The sequence below is a fragment of the Streptomyces sp. NPDC101165 genome, from assembly GCF_044768135.1.
GTDB lineage: Bacteria > Actinomycetota > Actinomycetes > Streptomycetales > Streptomycetaceae > Streptomyces.
Genome location: NZ_JBIWPG010000009.1, coordinates 222,677 through 240,562, shown reverse-complemented (window position 1 = coordinate 240,562; position 17,886 = coordinate 222,677). Strand labels below are relative to the sequence as shown.

21 protein-coding genes are annotated in these 17,886 nt (G+C 70.7%); 5 read left to right on the top strand and 16 right to left on the bottom strand.

All coding sequences use genetic code 11. The annotated features are described in order from the left end of the window. Positions 1–458: 458 nt before the first annotated feature. Positions 459–1,910, bottom strand: a complete 1,452-nt coding sequence (locus ACIRVH_RS21145; RefSeq protein ID WP_403955464.1) for an alkaline phosphatase PhoX — start codon at positions 1,908–1,910, stop codon at positions 459–461. Positions 1,911–2,211: 301 nt separating this feature from the next. Next, a complete protein-coding gene (locus ACIRVH_RS21140; protein WP_403955461.1) occupies positions 2,212–3,639 on the bottom strand; it encodes a hypothetical protein in 1,428 nt (475 codons plus the stop codon). 266 nt (positions 3,640–3,905) lie between these two features. Between ACIRVH_RS21140 and ACIRVH_RS21135 the strand changes: the two genes are divergently transcribed. Beyond that, positions 3,906–5,732 (top strand): endonuclease/exonuclease/phosphatase family protein, encoded by a 1,827-nt coding sequence (locus ACIRVH_RS21135; protein ID WP_403955458.1) that lies wholly within the window; start codon positions 3,906–3,908, stop codon positions 5,730–5,732. A gap of 15 nt (positions 5,733–5,747) precedes the next feature. Here ACIRVH_RS21135 and ACIRVH_RS21130 read toward each other — a convergent pair whose 3' ends face one another. The 5 genes from ACIRVH_RS21130 to ACIRVH_RS21110 form a co-directional block, all read right to left on the bottom strand. After that, entirely contained in the window at positions 5,748–6,485 is a 738-nt protein-coding gene (locus ACIRVH_RS21130) for an SRPBCC domain-containing protein (RefSeq protein ID WP_403955455.1), read from the bottom strand. Between the two features lie 17 nt (positions 6,486–6,502). Further along, positions 6,503–7,111, bottom strand: coding sequence for an ArsR/SmtB family transcription factor (locus tag ACIRVH_RS21125; protein ID WP_403955453.1), 609 nt, complete (start codon positions 7,109–7,111; stop codon positions 6,503–6,505). Positions 7,112–7,212: 101 nt separating this feature from the next. Beyond that, complete coding sequence (locus ACIRVH_RS21120) at positions 7,213–7,503, bottom strand: DUF3618 domain-containing protein (RefSeq protein ID WP_403955450.1); 291 nt, start codon at positions 7,501–7,503, stop codon at positions 7,213–7,215. A gap of 87 nt (positions 7,504–7,590) precedes the next feature. Continuing rightward, positions 7,591–8,289 carry a hypothetical protein gene (locus tag ACIRVH_RS21115; RefSeq protein ID WP_403955447.1) on the bottom strand — a complete coding sequence of 233 codons (699 nt, stop codon included), beginning with the start codon at positions 8,287–8,289 and terminating at the stop codon, positions 7,591–7,593. Then, the gene (locus ACIRVH_RS21110) at positions 8,286–8,426 is read right to left on the bottom strand and encodes a hypothetical protein (RefSeq protein WP_179851743.1); all 141 of its coding nucleotides are present in this window, start codon (positions 8,424–8,426) and stop codon (positions 8,286–8,288) included. The genes ACIRVH_RS21115 and ACIRVH_RS21110 overlap by 4 nt, the downstream gene beginning before the upstream one ends. A gap of 173 nt (positions 8,427–8,599) precedes the next feature. On the opposite strand from ACIRVH_RS21110, the gene dapA reads away from it, so the two are divergent. Continuing rightward, a complete protein-coding gene (gene dapA, locus ACIRVH_RS21105; protein ID WP_403955444.1) occupies positions 8,600–9,496 on the top strand; it encodes a 4-hydroxy-tetrahydrodipicolinate synthase in 897 nt (298 codons plus the stop codon). Here dapA and ACIRVH_RS21100 read toward each other — a convergent pair. Next, positions 9,483–10,694 (bottom strand): WD40 repeat domain-containing protein, encoded by a 1,212-nt coding sequence (locus ACIRVH_RS21100; protein WP_403955441.1) that lies wholly within the window; start codon positions 10,692–10,694, stop codon positions 9,483–9,485. The genes dapA and ACIRVH_RS21100 overlap by 14 nt on opposite strands. Then, a complete protein-coding gene (locus ACIRVH_RS21095; protein ID WP_403955437.1) occupies positions 10,691–11,248 on the bottom strand; it encodes a SigE family RNA polymerase sigma factor in 558 nt (185 codons plus the stop codon). Before ACIRVH_RS21095 ends, ACIRVH_RS21100 begins: the two co-directional genes overlap by 4 nt. Before the next feature lie 138 nt (positions 11,249–11,386). Between ACIRVH_RS21095 and ACIRVH_RS21090 the strand changes: the two genes are divergently transcribed. Together ACIRVH_RS21090 and ACIRVH_RS21085 are read left to right on the top strand one after the other, a co-directional pair. Beyond that, on the top strand, positions 11,387–11,896 hold the full coding sequence (locus ACIRVH_RS21090) for a hypothetical protein (RefSeq protein WP_403955434.1): 510 nt from the start codon (positions 11,387–11,389) through the stop codon (positions 11,894–11,896). 136 nt (positions 11,897–12,032) lie between these two features. Beyond that, the gene (locus tag ACIRVH_RS21085; protein ID WP_403955430.1) at positions 12,033–12,260 is read left to right on the top strand and encodes a response regulator transcription factor; all 228 of its coding nucleotides are present in this window, start codon (positions 12,033–12,035) and stop codon (positions 12,258–12,260) included. A 66-nt stretch (positions 12,261–12,326) separates the two neighbouring features. On the opposite strand, the gene dapD is transcribed toward ACIRVH_RS21085, so the two are convergent. The 5 genes from dapD to ACIRVH_RS21060 form a co-directional block, all read right to left on the bottom strand. After that, on the bottom strand, positions 12,327–13,325 hold the full coding sequence (gene dapD, locus ACIRVH_RS21080) for a 2,3,4,5-tetrahydropyridine-2,6-dicarboxylate N-succinyltransferase (protein WP_403955427.1): 999 nt from the start codon (positions 13,323–13,325) through the stop codon (positions 12,327–12,329). Positions 13,326–13,482: 157 nt separating this feature from the next. After that, entirely contained in the window at positions 13,483–14,445 is a 963-nt protein-coding gene (locus ACIRVH_RS21075; RefSeq protein ID WP_403955424.1) for a CU044_5270 family protein, read from the bottom strand. A 2-nt stretch (positions 14,446–14,447) separates the two neighbouring features. Then, positions 14,448–15,053, bottom strand: a complete 606-nt coding sequence (locus tag ACIRVH_RS21070) for an RNA polymerase sigma factor (protein ID WP_403955421.1) — start codon at positions 15,051–15,053, stop codon at positions 14,448–14,450. Positions 15,054–15,164: 111 nt separating this feature from the next. Continuing rightward, positions 15,165–15,701, bottom strand: coding sequence for a TetR/AcrR family transcriptional regulator (locus ACIRVH_RS21065; protein ID WP_403955418.1), 537 nt, complete (start codon positions 15,699–15,701; stop codon positions 15,165–15,167). Continuing rightward, positions 15,701–16,021: a DMT family transporter gene (locus ACIRVH_RS21060; RefSeq protein ID WP_403955415.1), complete on the bottom strand. Its 321-nt coding sequence runs from the start codon at positions 16,019–16,021 to the stop codon at positions 15,701–15,703. The genes ACIRVH_RS21065 and ACIRVH_RS21060 overlap by 1 nt, the downstream gene beginning before the upstream one ends. A 186-nt stretch (positions 16,022–16,207) precedes the next feature. Here ACIRVH_RS21060 and ACIRVH_RS21055 point away from each other — a divergent pair, with 186 nt between their 5' ends. After that, positions 16,208–17,023 carry an AbfB domain-containing protein gene (locus tag ACIRVH_RS21055; RefSeq protein WP_403955413.1) on the top strand — a complete coding sequence of 272 codons (816 nt, stop codon included), beginning with the start codon at positions 16,208–16,210 and terminating at the stop codon, positions 17,021–17,023. Between the two features lie 55 nt (positions 17,024–17,078). Here ACIRVH_RS21055 and ACIRVH_RS21050 read toward each other — a convergent pair whose 3' ends face one another. Together ACIRVH_RS21050 and sufU are read right to left on the bottom strand one after the other, a co-directional pair. Continuing rightward, positions 17,079–17,411: a metal-sulfur cluster assembly factor gene (locus tag ACIRVH_RS21050; RefSeq protein WP_145874896.1), complete on the bottom strand. Its 333-nt coding sequence runs from the start codon at positions 17,409–17,411 to the stop codon at positions 17,079–17,081. After that, complete coding sequence (gene sufU / locus ACIRVH_RS21045) at positions 17,408–17,875, bottom strand: Fe-S cluster assembly sulfur transfer protein SufU (RefSeq protein WP_403955410.1); 468 nt, start codon at positions 17,873–17,875, stop codon at positions 17,408–17,410. Before sufU ends, ACIRVH_RS21050 begins: the two co-directional genes overlap by 4 nt. Between the last annotated feature and the right edge of the window lie 11 nt (positions 17,876–17,886).

Here is a 17,886-nt window from a genome sequence, read left to right as displayed (position 1 = left end):
GCAAATGGAGGGTGCCCGAGATCGGAAGTCGGCGACGGACTTTAGTCAGATGCTCTACCCATTGAGCTACACCGACCCGAAGTCGATGACGGGAGTCGAACCCGCAACCGTCTGGTCCCGTTGAAGTAACCGCTGCCTGCGCACCGGACACCCACCATGTGCTGCGCCTCCCGAGATCAATTCGGCGGCGGTCATGGATTCTCTGTGCAAAAGAAGTAACCGCAGCCTGCGCACCGGGAGGTGCATGAAGTTTTCGGTGTCCAGAGATCGAGGTCGGCGGAACCGACGGTTGGCGCTCTAACCCCTGAGCTACACCGGCCCGTTGAGCCGGTGGCGGGACTCGAACCCGCGGCCTCCCCATTAAGAGTGGAAGTAGGTCCTGCCTGTCGCACCTGGACGTGGATCACTCTAGAAGGGGAGCCGCGGGACGAGCGAGCGAATTAATTACCGCGCGGCCGTCAGTCGCACTTCTGCCGCTTCCAGGGGCCGGTGATGGCGAGCATGATGCCGGGCTCCTGGATGTTGGCGAACAGGGTGCGGCCGTCGGGCGAGAAGGTGACGCCGGTGAACTCGCTGAACTCGGGCTTCTCCGCGGTGCCGATGTTCAGGTCGTTGCGGGCGATCGGGTAGGTGCGGCCGCTCTCGGTGGCGCCGAACAGGTGCTGGATGCCCTCGCCGTCCTCGGCGATGACCAGGCCGCCGTACGGGGAGACGGTGATGTTGTCCGGGCCGTCGAAGTTGCCGTTGTCGGCGGACGGGTCCGGGTTGACGCCGAGGAGGACCTTGAGGGTCAGGGTGCGGCGCTTGGGGTCGTAGAACCAGACGGCGCCGTCGTGCTGGACGGGGCTCTCGGTGCGGGCGAAGGAGGAGACGATGTAGGTGCCGCCGTCACCCCACCACATGCCCTCGAGCTTGCGAGCGCGGGTGACCTGGCCCTCGGTGAACTGCTTGCGGACGGAGGTCGTCTTCGCGTCGCGGTCCGGGACGTCCACCCAGTCGACGCCGTAGACGGTGCCGATCTTCGTCGCGCGGGAGAGGTCGTCGACGAACTTGCCGCCGGAGTCGAAGCACTTGAAGGCCTGCAGGACACCCGCGTCGTCGGCGAGGGTACGCAGCTTGCCGCGGCCGTGGCGGTAGCCCTCCGGCGGGGTCCAGCGGTAGAGCAGGCCGTTGGGGCCGGCCGCGTCCTCGGTCAGGTACAGGTGGCCGCGCCTGGGGTCGACGACCACGGCCTCGTGGGCGTAGCGGCCGAGCGCCTTGACGGGCTTGGGGTCGCGGTTGGCCCGGCGGTCCTCGGGGTCGACCTCGAAGACGTAGCCGTGGTCCTTGGTCATGCCGTTCTGGCCGGCCTTGTCCTCGGTCTCCTCGCAGGTCAGCCAGGTGCCCCACGGGGTGTTGCCGCCCGCGCAGTTGGTGGAGGTGCCGGCGATGCCGACCCACTCGGCGACGTGGTCGCGGCGCACCTCGACCACCGTGCAGCCACCGGAGGCGGCGGGGTCGTAGACGAGGCCCTCGGTGAGCGGGACCGGGTACTTCCAGCCGGTGCGCGGGCCCTTCAGCTCGTGGTTGTTGACGAGGAGGGTGGCACCGCGGGGGCCGTCGAAGGTGGAGGTGCCGTCGTGGTTGGACGGGGTGAACTCACCCGACTCCAGCTTGGTCCTGCCGCTGTAGGTGATGACCCGGTACGTGAAGCCCTCGGGCAGCGCGAGGATGCCGTCCGGGTCCGGGATCAGCGACCCGTAGCCGACACCGTGGTGCCCGTGCGCCGACTCGCCGTCCACGGTCTCGATGTCGTCCGTGGCGGCGAGGGCATTCGGGGCGGTGGCGAGGGCGCCGACGCTGCCCGCCAGTGCGACTCCGGCACCGGTGATCGCGGATTTCCTGGCGAAGTCCCTGCGGCTGAGCGACATGGTGTCTCCTGTGACGGTGGGCGTGCCGGGTGGAGGGTGGCGGCCTCGTTGCGGCGCTCACACTCCCGCCACCTTTTGAACGGCGGTTGAACACCCGGCTACTTCAGAGACCCCTGTTCCATGAATCCGTATACGCAGACCCATGGCCACCCAAAACACCGGCCATGTTCTTCCCCGGTGTCACCAGCTCTTTGCCGCCGTAACGGCGATCGGTCACGCCGTCGCCGTCACCATCGCCGTCCCTGTAAGGACCGCCATACCCGTCAGGCGGTGCCGAACCGTCCGCGATCGGCGGGGCCGCTCAACCCCCTTGTGCCGACCGCGCCTTGAAGGCGGCCTTGCGCGCTTCCTTCGCCACCTTCTTGTCCGGGTGCAGCCGGCCCATCGCCTCCAGCACGTCCGCGGTGTCGGGGTGCTCCACCCGCCAGGCCGCCGCGAAGAACCCGCTGTGCTGTTCGGCCAGCCCTTCCACCAGCGCCCGCAGTTCCTCGGAGTTGCCCTCCGCCTGGAGCTGTGCGGCCAGCGTGTCGACGGTCAGCCAGAACACCAGCTCCTGCGAGGGCGCGGGCACGTCGGGGGCGCCGCGCTCGCTCAGCCACACCCGGGCGAGCCCGCCCAGCTCGGGATCGTCCAGCACCTCCCGCAGCGCGGCCTCGACCTCCAGGCCGAGGAGGGACAGCGCCTGCTGGCAGCGCAGCCTGCGCAACGGTGCCCCGGCGTCGGCACCCCGCGCCGCGGCGAGCAACTCCCGTGCCGCGGCGAGCGGTTCCCGCCGGGCCACCCACTGCTCGGTCTCGGCCTGGGCGGCGGACTGCCCGAAGTGGGCGGTGCCGTCGAGCAGCACGTCGGCGCCCTTGTCGGCGAGTTCACCGATCGCGGGCGCCTCGAACCCGGCCTCCAGCAGCCGCGCCCGCAGCCCATAGGCGCCGAGCGGGGTCAGCCGGACCATGCCGTAGCGGGAGACGTCGGTGTCGTCCACCGGGGCCGCGGGCTCTTCCTCCCCGTCGGCCATCAGGGCCTCGTCCACCGGCTGGTACTCCACCAGACCGACCGGCTCCAGCGTCCGGAACTGGTCGTCGAGGCGCATCATCGCGTCGGAGACCTGCTCCAGGACGTCGTTGGTGGGCTCCCCCATGTCGCTGGGGACGATCATCGAGGCGGCGAGGGCGGGCAGCGGCACGGGAGCGTCGCCGGAGCCGTCCTCACTGACGGTCAGCAGGTAGAGGTTGCCGAGGACGCCGTCGAGGAACTCCGCCTCGGCCTCCGGGTCCCAGTCGAGTGACGAGAAATCGACCTCGCCGCCCTCGTCCATCGCGTCGACCAGACCGTCCAGGTCGGGCACGCTCGCGTCCGCGACGACGGTCTCCAGGGCGGAGAGCCAGACGGTGAGCACGTCGTGCGGGGAGCCGCCGGTGAGCAGCGCCAGCTCGTCCCCGGCCGCCACGGTTCCGGCTTCCTCGTCGGTGATCTCGACCAGTCCGGCGTCCACGGCCACCCGCCAGGCCTCGCTGGCGTACGCGGCGGCGTCGTCCCCGCTCAGGCCGAGCAGTTCGGCGGCGGCCGGAAGCTGTTCCTCCACCAGTCCGCCACCGGCGTCCACCCGGGTGTCGGGGCCGGCCCAGCGGGCGAGGCGGGCGGCGCGGGAGAGCAACGGCGTGGACAGCGCGGCGCGCGCCAGCTCCGCTTCGGGGTGCAGCCGTACGGGCGGCAGGGGGGAGCTGTCTGACATCGGCTGGTTCTCCTCGGGCCGTGAAATGACTCGGCCGCTCAGCCTAGACGGATTTCCACCCATGCCGCCCGGTTCATCTCCCCGTCAGCGCTCGTGCATGGCCGAAACCTTGACAACTCCCGGGCGCAGGCAGGAGATTGACGCGCGTAGAAGTTGGGGGGACAACTGTTCACTCTGCTCTACGCGTGTCACGCAGGGCTACATGCCCCGCACGCTTCCGTCACCACCTCGTCCCGGCGCTCATGTACGCCCCCGGAGGGATTCCCTTGCCGAGCAGGTCTTCCGCGCGCCTCGCCGCGCTCACCGTCGCCGCCGTCTGTTCCGCCGCGTCGGCCGTCGTCCTCACCTCGCCCGCGCACGCCGACTCGGTGCGCATCCACGACGTCCAGGGCACGACCCGGATATCGCCGTTCGCGGGCCAGAAGGTCACGGACGTGCCCGGCATCGTCACGGCCACGCGCACTTACGGCTCCTCCAAGGGTTTCTGGATCCAGGACCCGACCCCGGACGACAACCCGGCCACCAGTGAGGGCGTGTTCGTCTTCACCAGCTCCGCGCCGAAGGTCGCCGTCGGCGACTCGGTCACGGTGACCGGCACGGTCTCCGAGTACGTCCCGGGCGGTGCCTCCTCCGGCAACCAGTCGGTGACGGAGATCACCAAGCCGACGGTCACCACCGTCTCCACGGGCAACGCGGTCCCGGCGCCGGTCGTGGTCGACGAGGACTCGGTGCCGGACGTGTACGCCCCGCAGGGCGACACCGCCGCCGCGGGCTCGATCAACGGCCTGGCCCTCGACCCGTCGGCGTACGCCCTGGACTACTACGAGTCCCTGGAGGGCATGAACGTCCAGGTCGAGGACACCCGCGTGGTCACCGCGACCGACCCGTACAGCGAGCTGTGGGTCACGGTGAAGCCGTGGGAGCACCACAACCGCCGCGGCGGCACGGTCTACGGCTCCTACGCGTCCCAGAACACCGGCCGGCTGCAGATCCAGTCGCTGGGCTCGACCGCCGACTTCCCGAAGGCGAACGCCGGCGACACCCTGGAGGGCGCCACCACCGGCCCGCTGGACTTCAACCAGTTCGGCGGCTACACGCTGGTCGCGAGCAAGCTCGGCACGCTGGAGAGCGGCGGCCTGGAGCGGGAGACCACGCACAAGCAGTCGAGCCGCGAGCTGGCGGTGGCGACCTACAACGTCGAGAACCTCGACCCGTCGGACGCCACCTTCGACAAGCACGCCGCCGCGATCGTGAACAACCTGCAGTCGCCCGACATCGTGTCCCTGGAGGAGATCCAGGACAACAACGGCGCCAAGGACGACGGCACGGTCGACGCGAGCGAGACCGTGAACAAGCTGATCGACGCGATCGTCGCGGCGGGCGGCCCGAAGTACGACTGGCGCTCGATCAACCCGGTCAACGACCAGGACGGCGGCGAGCCCGGCGGCAACATCCGCCAGGTGCTCCTGTTCAACCCCGAGCGGGTGTCCTTCGTGGACCGTGCGGGCGGCGACTCCACCACCGCCGTCGGCGTCACCAAGGTGAACGGCAAGGCCCAGCTGACGGTCTCGCCGGGCCGGATCGACCCGGACAACGCGGCCTGGAAGAGCAGCCGCAAGCCGCTGGCCGGCGAGTTCGTCTTCCGTGGCAAGACCGTGTTCGTGGTCGCCAACCACCTCAACTCCAAGGGCGGCGACCAGGGTCTGACCTCGCAGTACCAGCCGCCGGTGCGCAGCTCGGAGATCCAGCGCCACGCGCAGGCGACCGAGGTGAACGCGTTCGTCAAGGACATCCTGTCCGTGCAGAAGAACGCGAACGTCATCGCGCTCGGCGACATGAACGACTTCGAGTTCTCCGAGACCGCGAAGATCCTCGAGGGCGACGGCGAGCTGTGGTCGGCGATCAAGTCGCTGCCGAAGAGCGAGCGTTACACCTACGACTACCAGGGCAACCAGCAGGTCCTGGACCAGATCCTGGTGAGCCCCTCGATCCGGCGCGGCTGCGACTTCGAGTACGACAGCGTGCACATCAACTCGGAGTTCAACGACCAGATCTCCGACCACGACCCGCAGGTGCTGCGGTTCCGCCCGTAACCCGGTCCGGGGACCTCAGGACTGGCCGAACACGCCGTTCAGCCAGTCCTGCCAGGCGGTCTCGTTCGCCTGGGCGTCGGCGTCCGGCGCGAAGTCGTGGATGCTGATGCCGAGCGGCGCGCCCCAGTGGCCGCGTCCGAAGAAGCGGATGAGGGCGTGGTCGGTGCGCAGCCCGATGAAGTACGGGTTGCGGTAGTCGAGTACGGCGTCCAGGGTCTGCCCGCCGGGCCCCTGGACGCCGACCTTCGTGCCCGCGGCCGCGTCGTCCGCCAGGCCGAGCGCGTGGCCGGCGGCGGCGAGCGCCCGCGGGGACTGCGTGGCCGCGGGCCCCTCCAGCTGGGCGAAGGTGACCGGGCGGGGCGCGAAGTGCGTGAGGTACTCGCACAGGGTGTGCAGGTAGAAGTTGGTGTGCTTGCTGGCGCCGTCGTACTGGTTGTTCCAGTCGTCGGTGAAGATGCCGCTGTGCACGTAGCGCACCCAGGCGCGGCGGCCTTCGTCGCGGGGCTCGATCGTGTAGTCGAGCTGGTTGACCGACTGGACGGGGAAGCCGACGTCCTCACTGCGGTTCGTGTAGCGGTGGGGCGGATCCCAGGCGGTGACGGTGGACCCGAAGGGTCCGCTGCCGCCCACCCGGGGCTCGGGCGGGTCCATCGGCCAGAGGTAGCCACCGGTTCCGGTGGTGACCGCCTCCCACACCTTCTCGGGCGGGACGTCGACCTCGAACTCGCGGACGATCTCGAATTCCTTGGACATGGTGGGGCTCCTGCTGTCTACCGATCCAGTTCGGGCGTGGGCTGGTCCTTGACCGTGGGGTGGAGGGCGACGACGATCCGGTGGTCGCGGCCGCCCTCGGTGTCGGGGGCGTCGTACTTGCGGATCAGGGCGCTCACGCCCGCCGTCAGCTCCTGCACGAAGGCCGCGCGGTCGGCTGCGGAGGCGAAGCGGACCTCGCCGTCCAGGGCGTAGGTCGCGAGCCGTTTGCGGGCCCTTTCGGCGCCGGTGATCAGCGCGCCGACGTCCCGCACCAGGCGGGCGCCGAGCGCCAGCAGCCAGCGCGCGGAGAGCTGGTCACGGAAGCGCTCCGGGTCCGGCTGCACGGGGGCGAGCGCGGCCGGCGAGATGACGTACGACGCGGCGGTCGCGCGCATCAGCCGCTCGGTGACATTGCCCTTGCGACGCTCCCCGGCCAGCTCGACCAGGCCGTGCCGCTCCAGTGCCTTGAGGTGGTAGTTCACCTTCTGCCGGGGCAGTCCGACCCTGCCGGCCAGCATCGCGGCCGACGCGGGTCCGGCGGCCAGTTCGGCGAGCAGCCGGGCTCGTATCGGGTCGAGCGATACGGCCGCCGCCTCGGGGTCCTCGATCACGGTCACGTCCAGCATGCGTCCACCCTCGCACCGAAAACTTTTTTTGTCCAGGCGGGCAGAATTTTCGGTGCGAGGGTGCGCGGAACCCTCGTGTCGCCGTGGGCCCGGGCGCGCGGTCAGTGATGCCGGCGGCGCAGCACGCCTGCCGTGGCCAGGGCGGCGGCACCCGCCGCTCCTGCGATCAGCAGGGGGCCCGGGTGTGCGGCGGCGCTGGTGCGCAGCTGGACGGTCATGGCACCGGCCTTGTCCTTGAGGTCGGCGGCCCGGGTGGACGCCCGGCCCTTCACGTCGGCCCTGTCCTTCCACTGGGCGACACTGTGGCCGAGCCGGGTGCGGGTCTGTTCGAACTGGTGCCGCAGCTCGTCGGGGCCCTTGGCGCCCGAGCCGTGCGGGATCCTGTGCTTCATCGGTGTGCCCTTTCCCTGATCACATCGCCGGCAGGGTGTTCCGCCTCCTCTCCCTGCGGAACATCCGGGTACCCCCACCGAAGACCGTCAGTCGTGCTCCGCTCCCCCGGCCCCGCGGTTGCCGAGTCGTGCGAGTTGGGTCTGGAACCAGTCGAGCCGGGCCTGCAACAGGGCGGCTTCCGCGACGAGTTCGGGCACGCCCAGCTCGCCGTCGGCCGTCAACCCGGCGTTCGGAGCCGCCACACCGGCACCGCCCGCCCTCACCCGCAGGCCCTCCCCGGCCAGCCGGGCGAATCCGGCGAGCGAGACGGACGTACGGCCGCGTACACAGCCCGCGCACGCGGGGGCGAGACCTCGCCAGCCGGGCCTGCCCCACTCGTCGTCGGCGGCGAGCGCGACCGCGGTGGCGCCGCAGGCACAGGGACCGACGGTCGCCGTGCGCACCCGCTGGCGGGCGTAGCGGAAGCCGCGCTCGAAGCGGATGTAGGCGCCGAGCACGGAGACTTCCAGCAGGACCGCGGCCCGGTGTTCCGCCGCGCACAGCAGGGCCTCGGCGGCCGCCCGGTCGTGCACGCAGTGGAAGCCGCAGTCGCACAGCCGCGCGGGCGCGCGGTGTCTGCGCCCGTAGACGCAGGAGGCGTCGTCGAGCACGCCGTACGGCAGCGCGCTGCCCAGCGACACGCCGGTGAACCCGGCCCGGGTGCCGTCCTGGGACAGCACCGGGCGGGCGATCTTGTATCCGGTCGGCGGCTCCGTCGGGCGTTCGGCCGGGAGCCGCAGCCTCATCGGGCCGCCGGTACCTCTTCGCGGGCCGGCTCGGCCGGTGCGCTGAGGGTGGTCTCCTCGGGGAGCTGGGGCTCCTCCTCATGGACGAGCGGCCGCTCTTCGGCGACCCCGGTGGCCAGTGCCTTGCCGAGCTTCATGGTGCCTCCCATGACCGACATCGATGACCGTCCCGGCCCATGGTGACGCATGAAGGACCGAATTGCCCATAGGGCCATCGGCCGCGCACCCCCTCAATTCATCAGCAACGCTTAGTAATACATCTAAGCAGAATTAAGTAGAGCTTCACCGTTGCCCTGCCGAGACTACTCCCATGACGAATCGACGCCGGCCCTTCGGCCGCACGCTCTGCGCGATGATCACCCCGTTCACCGAGGCGGGCACGCTCGACGTGGAGGGGGCGCGGCGGCTGGCCGGCCGGCTGGTGACCGAGGGCTGCGACGGCCTGGTACTGAACGGCACCACGGGCGAGTCGCCGACCACCACGGACACGGAGAAGGCGGAGCTGATCGCGGCCGTGCGGGACGCGGTCGGCGGCGGGATCTCGCTGGTCGCCGGCGTCGGCACAGCCGACACCCGGCACACGGTCGAACTGGCCCTCGCCGCCGAGAAGGCGGGCGCGGACGGCGTGCTGGTGGTGACGCCGTACTACAGCAGGCCGCCGCAGGAGTCGCTGGAGGCGCACTTCCGCCAGGTCGCCGACGCGAGCGGGCTGCCGGTGATGCTCTACGACATCCCGGGCCGCACGGGCACCCGGATCGAGCCGGAGACGATGATCCGCCTCGCCGGGCACCCGCGGATCGTGGCGGTCAAGGACTGCTCCTACGACTTCCTCGGCACCCAGAAGGTGCTGGCGCACACGGAGTTGGCGTACTACGCCGGCTGCGACGAGCACGTCCTCGCGCTGTACGCGGTGGGTGCGGCCGGGTGCGTGAGCACGGTCGCCAACGCCGTGCCCGGCCACGTCGCGGCCGTCCTGGACGCGTTCGACGCGGGTGACACGGCCCGCGCGACCGAACTCCAGCTGCGGGCAACGCCGTTGATCGAGGCGATGATGGGCGCGGGCCTGCCCGGCACGGTCACCGCCAAGGCGCTCCTCGGTGAACTCGGCCTGCCCGCGGGCCCGGTGCGGGCACCGCTGCTGCCCGCCGGCCGGGAGACGGCCGACGGGCTGCTGGCACGGTACGAGGAGCTGGTCAGCGGGTCGTGAACAGCGGTTCCCAGCGGCCGCCGCTGTTGTACTTCGGCGAGCGGAAGCCGCTGAGCGGCTGCACCTTGTCGCTGCCCACGGTGACGAGGACCAGCCGCTGGTGGAACTCGTTGCCGTCGCCGCCGATGCCCCACGCGATCAGCCGCTTGCCGTCGGCCCAGGCCAGCAGCTGCTGACCCGGAACCTTGGTGATCATCTTGCCGGTGACGGGGTCGATGATGGCGGAGGCGATCACCTTGCCGTGCCCGGCGAAGTCACCCGCCGCGTACTTCCCGTCGGGCGAGAGGCCGGCGTCCACGTAGGGCGACACGTACTTCTCCGCTGCGGGCGTCCGGACGTCGGTGCCGTCGAAGGCGTGGTACTGGCGGTACGGCTTCTCGGTCATGGGTTCCCAGAGGTACTTCCCGTCGTGACTGAACTCCATATCCGTGCGCGGGTTGCCGCCCATCCCATATTTGTCCTTCCAGAAGGGCAGCTTGTGCCACTGCCCCGTGCCCGAGGCGACGTCGATCAGGGTGAACCCGGTCCGGCTGGGCACCCCCTGCGGTTCCATCTTGGAGTTGACCTCGACCTTGGCGCTCCAGAAGGCGCGGTCGGGGTTCTTGGCGTAGGTGGTGACGGCCAGCTTGGTCCCGTCCGGCGAGAAGGCGGCCCCTCCGGCGCCCTGCGGCACCGGGATCCACCGCTTGACCTCGCCGCTGGCCAGGTCGAGCAGGCCCACCCGGGTGGCGGGCAGCTCGCGCTCCAGCACGGCGGCCGTGCGCGCGCCCGGCGCGACGGTCACGAAGGACCAGCGGTCGTCCTTCTTGTAGGTACCGGTCCCGGGATCCAGCAGCCGGTAGATGTGCTGGTAGATCCAGTCCTTGTTCGCCAGCTTCACGGTCTTCGGCGTGCTGTACCCGGCCATGACGGTGTCCCCGGCGCCGATCAGCTCGCGCGGCGGCGACTGGTCGGGGTGGGCCACGACCCGGCCGTCGGGGACGCCTGCGGGCCGTACGTCCCGGCCACCGGCGTCGAGCAGCGGCGCACCCACGGCGACGGCGACCACGGCCGCGGCGGACGCGGCGACCACGGCGATCCGGCGGGTACGACGCCTGCGGCGCAGCGCGAACACCCGGTCGGCGAGGTTCGCGGACGCGGGCTGCGTCTGTCCCGCCATCTCCTTCAGGGAGTCACGTACCAGTTCCTCGACGTTCACGGACGCACCTCCACGGGCGAGAAGTCACGGGACGGCCACTGGTCGTTGCCGTCCGGGCCGAGCGCGGCCAGCTCGGGCGCGAGGGTGCGCAGCCGGGCCAGGGAGCGGTGGGTGGTGGACCGTACGGTGCCGACGGAGCAGCCGAGCAGCCGGGCCACGTCGGCCTCGGGCAGGTCCTCGAAGTAGCGCAGCACCAGCACGGTGCGCTGGCGTGCGGTGAGCCGGGACAGGGCGGTGCGCAGCACGAGCCGCAGCTCGGCGGTGCCGGACGCGTCCGGGGCGGCGGCGGCCTCCGGCAGCTCGGCGACGGTGACCTCCCGGCGCCGCCATTTCAGCCGCCAGCGGCTGACCTGCTGCCGATAGAGGATCCGCCGGACATAGGCCTCCGGTTCGTCGATGCGCTGCCATCGCCCGGCCGCCTTGACCAGCGCGTTCTGCAGCAGATCCTCGGCCGCGTGCTGGTCCCCGCCACTCAGCAGGACGGCCGTCTTCAGCAGCGCCGAGGACCTGCCGGCCACGAACTGTCGAAAACTCTCCTGCGCTTGGGCATCCATCGTCACCTTCTCTTCCCCCGGGCCGACCTGCTGTCCGGGCCCTGTACCCCATGTGACGTGCGGGGTGCCCCGCCGCTATGCCTGCCCGCCACAGAAAATTCAGAAGATCCCCCGGCCCCGCCGCCGTACGGTGCCCCCATGCCCCGCCCCTTGCTGTTCCTGGACGTCGACGGCCCCCTCAACCCGTACGCGGCCAGGCCGGAACGCCGCCCCGAGGGTTACACGACGATCAGGGCCTCCCTGCGCCCGGGCCGCCCCCTGCGGGTCCGGCTGAACCCGTCCCACGGCCCGGCGCTGCTGTCGCTCGGCTATGACCTGTGCTGGGCGACGACCTGGATGGCGGAGGCCAACCGCTGGATCGCGCCGGTCGTCGGTCTGCCCGAGCTGCCGTACGTCGACTTCGGCGCCGACCTGTTCGCCGAGCGGCCGGACGGAGTCCACTGGAAGACGGCGGCGATCGTGGCGTACGCGGCGGGGCGCCCCTTCGCCTGGGTGGACGACGAGCAGAGTCCGGCGGACACCGCCTACGCGGCGGCGCACCACCCCGGGCCTGCACTGTTGCACCACGTCGACCCGCGGCTCGGACTGCGCGAGGGGGACTTCACGGCGCTGGCAAACGCTCTGGGCGGGCTCGTGACACGGCTGTGACAGTCGGCGGACACGGCCATGACGTCACCGTCTCAAACTCGAAGAAAGAGGGCGAAAAGCCGAGATTCGGACATTTGCCCACTGCTTCCGAGGATGCGAGCAGCGACGACCGAGTCGACCCGCCGAAGGAAATCCCATGAGCCTCACTCTCACCACGACTGCCGAAGCCCCCGCCCCCGAGCTGGCTCCGCGCGAGCGGGAGACCCTGCGGCACATCGCGGCCGGCCGCACCTACCTGCAGACCGCCCGCCACATGGGACTCTCCAAGCACACGGTCGACGCCTACCTGCGCCGCATCCGGGCCAAGCTCAACATCAACAGCACGGCCGAGCTGACCCGGCTGGCCATCTCCATGGGCCTGTGACCGACACACACGAACAGCAACGGCGGCCGCATCTGCGGCCGCCGTTGATCGTCTGTGTCGTCTGCGTCAGTTGTGGCTGTGCAGGATGTCGTTCAGACCGCCCCACACCGCGTTGTTCGGACGGGCCTCGACGACACCGGTGACCGAGTTGCGGCGGAAGAGGATGTTGGAGGCGCCGTTGAGCTCGCGGGCCTTGATGATCTGGCCGTCGGGCATCGTCACCCGGGTGCCCGCGGTGACGTACAGGCCGGCCTCGATCACGCACTCGTCGCCGAGCGCGATGCCGACACCCGCCTCGGCGCCGATCAGGCAGCGCTCACCGATGGAGATGATCACGTTGCCGCCGCCGGACAGCGTGCCCATGGTGGAGGCACCGCCGCCGATGTCCGAACCGTTGCCGACCACGACACCCGCGGAGATACGGCCCTCGACCATGGAGGTGCCGAGCGTGCCGGCGTTGAAGTTCACGAAGCCCTCGTGCATGACCGTGGTGCCCTCGGCGAGGTGCGCGCCGAGGCGGACCCGGTCGGCATCGGCGATGCGGACACCCTTGGGGGCGACGTAGTCCGTCATGCGCGGGAACTTGTCGATCGAGGTGACCTGGAGGTGCAGGCCCTCGGCGCGGGCGTTCAGCCGCACCTTCTCGACGTCGTCCACGGCGACCGGGCCGAGCGAGGTCCAGGCGACGTTGGCGAGGTGCCCGAAGATGCCCTCCAGGTTCTGGCCGTGCGGCTTGACCAGGCGGTGCGAGAGCAGGTGCAGGCGCAGGTAGACGTCGTGCGCGTCGAGCGGCTTGTCGTCGAGGGCGGCGATGACCGTACGGACCGCGACCACCTCGACACCACGGCGGGCGTCCGGGCCGATCGCCGCGGTGGCGCCGCTGCCGAGCAGCTCGGCGGCCTGCTCGGCGGAGAGGCGCTCGGTGCCGGCGGGGCCGAGGCCCTCGGCAGTCACAGTGACGAGCTCGGGGGCCGGGAACCAGGTGTCGAGAACGGTGCCGTCGGAGGCGAGGGTGGCGAGGCCGGCGGCGACGGCGCCGGTGGTACGGGAAGCAGTGTCGGTCATGTAGGAAACCTAACGTGGGGGAGGTCGTGCGGGCGAACCCGTACCGGGGGCGTCTCATGTGCCGGGCGGCGTCGTCTCTGCGGTGACTCTCCCGCCGGGGTGGGACACGGGCGGCCCGCGCTCCCCTGTGGTGCGGGCCGCCCGGAATCGTGGGTGGTCAGCCGCGCTCGCCCGCCCGGTCCACCACAGCCGTCGTGACGACCGAACTGCCGCCCATGACCTTGCCGCCGCCGACCAGCCGCCTGCCGACGATCCGGTAGGTCTTCGGGTCGATCAGCCACTGGTCATGCGTCGACTCACCGGTCTTGGGGTTGTCCTCGCGGCCGCAGTCCAGGGCGATCGCCCGGCGTCCGGCGGCGGTCTCGACGAGGTGGCCGGTGACCTTCCCTCCCGGCACGAGCGCGAGGGCGCGGTAGAGAGAGGCCAGGCCCTTGGCCGGCATCACGTCGGCCGACAGCAGGACGCTGATCTCGACGTAGTCGTTGCGTGCCTGGGAGACTGCCTTGCTGTCGGCGATGGCGTTCTGCTCACGGAGCGCCTTCAGCGTCCCTTCGCCGTCGGCCGGCAGGGCGACGAGGACCCGGTACATCTCGCGCGGCGAGCGTTCGTCGCCCTCGCCGCCGTTCTCCAGGTGCAGCTGGGTGATGTGAAGCGGTTCGTCCCGTATCCGGGAGGCCCTGGCGGAGCCGTCGTACCGGATCCAGCTCTCCTGCTCGCCCAGGAAGCTGTGGGACTTGTCCTCAGGCTCCTGCGCCGCCTCGGTGTAGATCCACTGCTTCGCCGTGGGAACGGCGCCGTCCGGCTGTGCCTCGACCGCGTCGGCGGCCTGCCGCAGGAACTCGGCGGCACTCACCCCCTTGAAACGCACGCTCGGCGTCGCCGCGGGCTGCACCTTGCGTCCCGTGCCCTTCCCGCCCACCAGCAGGGTGGCGGTGACGGCGACGGCGGTCACCGCGGCCACGACCGCGACGATCACGAACTCCCGCCGTCGCCACAACGCGCGGCGCAGCTCCCCCGCCCGCGCGGCCTCGGCGAGCCGCGCCCGTCCCGGCGCGAGCCGGGCCCGGTCGGGCACCGGTGCGTGGGCGCGCAGCTCGCGCACCTCGGTCATCTCGTCCATCGCTACGCCACCTCCACCGCGTCGGTCACGAATGCGGGATCGGCGCCCAGCGCCGTACGTACCTTGCGTCGCGCCCGGTTGAGCCGCGAGCGAACCGTGCCGACCGGTATGTCCAACGCCTCCGCGACCTCCTGGTAGGTGAGTTCGGCCCAGGCGACGAGCAGCAGGACGTGCCGGTCGGGCGCCGACAGCCCGGCGAGGGCGCCGGCCAGGGGGCCCTGCGCCGCGATCCGGCTGTCGGTGTCCTCGACCCAGGACTCGCCCCAGGACTCGGCGACCGGGTCGTGGCCGGTGCGGGCGAGTGCCCTGAGCGCCCGTACCTCGGCGCGGCGCTGCTTGCCGATGAGGTTTCCGGCGATGCCGTACAGCCAGGGACGCGCGTTGGGGCGCGTGCGGTCGTAGCGGGACCGGATCCGGAACGCGACCAGGAAGGTGTCGGCGGTGATGTCGTCGGCAGCGGTGTCGCCCAGGCGGCGAGCCGCGTAGCGGTGGATGTCGGGGGCGTAGCGGTCGTAGAGCAGGGCGAACAGCTCCGGCTGCTCCAGCGACTGCACGACGATGTCCGCGTCGTCCTCCGTCCGTACCCTGGACGGCGGTGGTCCGCTCACAAGGCTCCCCTGATTCGTCGGTGAGTGCGTGTCACCTCCTGTTCCCCGATGGGCATCGGAGAGTTCACGGTTTTCCGGAAGTCGTCGCTCGACCGGTGAACACGCTGGTGATCAGGGAATCACCCGCTTCAGCACCTCGCGCGCGTACCCCTCGTCGTACGAACCGCCCGTCAGCAGCACCTGCAGACAGATGCCGTCCATCAGCGCGAGCAGCGCCCGCGCCGTCACGGGATCGGTGCGCGTGGCGAGCCGCGCGGCCGTCTCCTCGGTCCACTGGGCGGCGACGGGGCGCAGGGCGGGGCGCCTGAGGGCCGCGAGATACAACTCGTACTCCAGCTCGACACCCGGCCGGTCGCCGCCCAGCCACTCGCCGAGGATCCGGGCGAGGCCCGCCGCGAGATCACCGTCGGCGTCGGCCAGCACCTCACTGGCGTCGAGCACCTTGGCGAACCCCTCGTTGGCCTGGCACAGGGCGGCCACCAGGAGGTCGTCCAGGGTGGCGAAGTGGTAGGTCGTGGAGCCGAGCGGCACGTCCGCCTCGGCGGCGACCGAGCGATGGCTCAGCCCGGCGATGCCCTTCTCCCCCACGACCCGGATCGCCGCGTCGATGATCCGCTGCCGCCGCTCGGGGTCGTAACGGCGGGGCATCAGTGCGCCCCACCCAGGTTCAGCACCACCACTCCCCCGACGATCAGCAGGATCCCGGCGACCTTGGTCGCGCTCAGCCCCTCCCCGAACAGCACCAGGCCTATGACGGCGATGGTCGCGGTGCCCACGCCGGCCCAGATCGCGTACGCCGTGCCGATCGACACGGTCTTCAGCGTCCGGGCGAGCAGCGCGAAGGAGACGACGTAGCCCAGAGCCGTCACGAGCGAGGGCCAGAGCCTGCTGAAGCCCTCGCTGTACTTCATCGCCGTCGTGGCGGCGACCTCGGCGGCGATGGCGCCGGCGAGCAACAGGTATCCCATGAGGACCAGCGTACCCAGCGTTGTGTACGGCCGTACACAACGAGAAAGTTTCAGTTTCATAGAAACCGCTCACCACAGCACCCCGCTCCACTAATGTGCGGCCCCTCGGCACCACTTCAGCTTCACGCTTCACTCACTTCACCCACACACCCCCAGCCGCCGCCCCGGGCGGCGGTGGAGAGCCGTATGCCTGAGAACACCCCCCACTCCCCGCAACACCGGCCCTGGGAGAACGACTGGAACCCGGACACCTCCCGGGCCCCCGGCACCCGAAGACTCTGGCTGGCAGGCGCACTTGCCATGGCCGCGATCACGGCCTGTGTGACGGCGACGGCCGTGACCGGCCAGAGCCGCGAGCAGCGGGCCACCCGGCCCGCGGCCGGAGCCTCCACGGACAGCGGCCCCGGCCTGCTCTCCTTCGCCTCCCCTTCCGTGAGTACGCCCGCTCCACCGAAGGGCAGAACGAGCATGGCCTCGGCCTCACCCGCCACAACCGAGTCCCCCGCGCCCACCCACCCGGCAGACTCGAAACCCTCCCCCGCCAAGCCCCCGGCCGACCACGGCAGTTCCTCGAAGCCGACCGCCGACCGGCGCTCCGTCCGCTCCCTGAACTACCCCGACCGCTACTGGCACGTCGTCGGCGACTACGTGAAGCTCGACCCGGCCGACTCACCCTCCGCCCGCCGCGCCGCCACCTTCGAACTCGTCAAGGGCCTGTCCGACGCCCGCTGTTACTCCTTCGCCACAGCCGACGGCGACTACCTCCGCCACCGCACCTTCCTCCTGCGCGCCGAACACGACGACGGCTCCCGCCTGTTCGAGCAGGACGCCACGTTCTGCCCCCGCACGTCCCCCCACACCGGCGCGACCATGCTGGAGTCGGTCAACTACCCGGGCCGCTTCCTGCGCCACCAGAACTTCCAGCTGAGGCTGGACCCGTACCAGAACACCGACCTGTACCGGGCCGACTCGGCGTTCCTGCTGGTGGACGAGCTCGCCTGAACACACGAAAGCGGCGGCACCTCGCAGGTGCCGCCGCTTCACGTACGCGCTTGTCTCAGACGTTGAACCCGAGCGCCCGAAGCTGCTCCCGGCCGTCGTCCGTGATCTTGTCGGGGCCCCACGGGGGCATCCAGACCCAGTTGATGCGCAGCTCGTTCACCAGGCCGTCCGTGGCGGACTTGGCCTGGTCCTCGATGACATCGGTCAGCGGGCAGGCCGCCGAGGTCAGGGTCATGTCGATCGTCGCGATGTTCGCGTCGTCGATGTGGATGCCGTAGATCAGGCCGAGGTTGACGACGTCGATGCCCAGCTCGGGGTCCACGACGTCGTACAGGGCCTCGCGGAGTTCCTCCTCCGAGGCCGGCTTCGTCTCCACGGTGTCGCTCATGCCGTCTTCCTTTCGGCGTCGGCCCCGCCCAGGGCCTGGGCCGTCGCGTCCTTCCACGCCATCCAGCTGAGGAGGGCGCACTTGACCCGGGCCGGGTACTTGGAAACACCGGCGAACGCGACCGCGTCCTCCAGCACCTCTTCCATGGCGTCGTCGGGCTCGAGCTTTCCCTTGGACTGCATCAGCTCCAGGAAGGTCTCCTGGATCTTCTGCGCGTCGGCCAGTTCCTTGCCGACGAGGAGCTCGTTCAGCACGGAGGCCGAGGCCTGGCTGATGGAGCAGCCCTGGCCCTCGTACGAGACGTCCCTGATCGTCGTTCCGTCGTACTTCACGCGAAGGGTGATCTCGTCGCCGCACGTCGGGTTCACATGGTGCACCTCGGCGTCGCCATCCCTCAGACCACGCCCGTGCGGGTTCTTGTAGTGGTCCAGGATGACTTCCTGGTACATGGAGTCCAGCTTCACCTTTTCAGCAC

Bases quoted from the DNA above. Each gene is read 5' to 3' on its own strand.
- ACIRVH_RS21085 (WP_403955430.1), top strand. From the start codon at position 12,033: ATGAGCCTCACTCTCACCACGACTGCCGAAGCCCCCGCCCCCGAGCTG.
- ACIRVH_RS21145 (WP_403955464.1), bottom strand. From the start codon at position 1,910: ATGTCGCTCAGCCGCAGGGACTTCGCCAGGAAATCCGCGATCACCGGT.
- ACIRVH_RS21140 (WP_403955461.1), bottom strand. From the start codon at position 3,639: ATGTCAGACAGCTCCCCCCTGCCGCCCGTACGGCTGCACCCCGAAGCG.
- ACIRVH_RS21130 (WP_403955455.1), bottom strand. From the start codon at position 6,485: ATGTCCAAGGAATTCGAGATCGTCCGCGAGTTCGAGGTCGACGTCCCG.
- ACIRVH_RS21065 (WP_403955418.1), bottom strand. From the start codon at position 15,701: ATGCCCCGCCGTTACGACCCCGAGCGGCGGCAGCGGATCATCGACGCG.
- ACIRVH_RS21050 (WP_145874896.1), bottom strand. From the start codon at position 17,411: ATGAGCGACACCGTGGAGACGAAGCCGGCCTCGGAGGAGGAACTCCGC.
- ACIRVH_RS21075 (WP_403955424.1), bottom strand. From the start codon at position 14,445: ATGGACGAGATGACCGAGGTGCGCGAGCTGCGCGCCCACGCACCGGTG.
- ACIRVH_RS21060 (WP_403955415.1), bottom strand. From the start codon at position 16,021: ATGGGATACCTGTTGCTCGCCGGCGCCATCGCCGCCGAGGTCGCCGCC.
- dapD (WP_403955427.1), bottom strand. From the start codon at position 13,325: ATGACCGACACTGCTTCCCGTACCACCGGCGCCGTCGCCGCCGGCCTC.
- ACIRVH_RS21110 (WP_179851743.1), bottom strand. From the start codon at position 8,426: ATGAAGCTCGGCAAGGCACTGGCCACCGGGGTCGCCGAAGAGCGGCCG.
- ACIRVH_RS21090 (WP_403955434.1), top strand. From the start codon at position 11,387: ATGCCCCGCCCCTTGCTGTTCCTGGACGTCGACGGCCCCCTCAACCCG.
- dapA (WP_403955444.1), top strand. From the start codon at position 8,600: ATGACGAATCGACGCCGGCCCTTCGGCCGCACGCTCTGCGCGATGATC.
- ACIRVH_RS21120 (WP_403955450.1), bottom strand. From the start codon at position 7,503: ATGAAGCACAGGATCCCGCACGGCTCGGGCGCCAAGGGCCCCGACGAG.
- ACIRVH_RS21055 (WP_403955413.1), top strand. From the start codon at position 16,208: ATGCCTGAGAACACCCCCCACTCCCCGCAACACCGGCCCTGGGAGAAC.
- ACIRVH_RS21115 (WP_403955447.1), bottom strand. From the start codon at position 8,289: ATGAGGCTGCGGCTCCCGGCCGAACGCCCGACGGAGCCGCCGACCGGA.
- ACIRVH_RS21095 (WP_403955437.1), bottom strand. From the start codon at position 11,248: ATGGATGCCCAAGCGCAGGAGAGTTTTCGACAGTTCGTGGCCGGCAGG.
- ACIRVH_RS21125 (WP_403955453.1), bottom strand. From the start codon at position 7,111: ATGCTGGACGTGACCGTGATCGAGGACCCCGAGGCGGCGGCCGTATCG.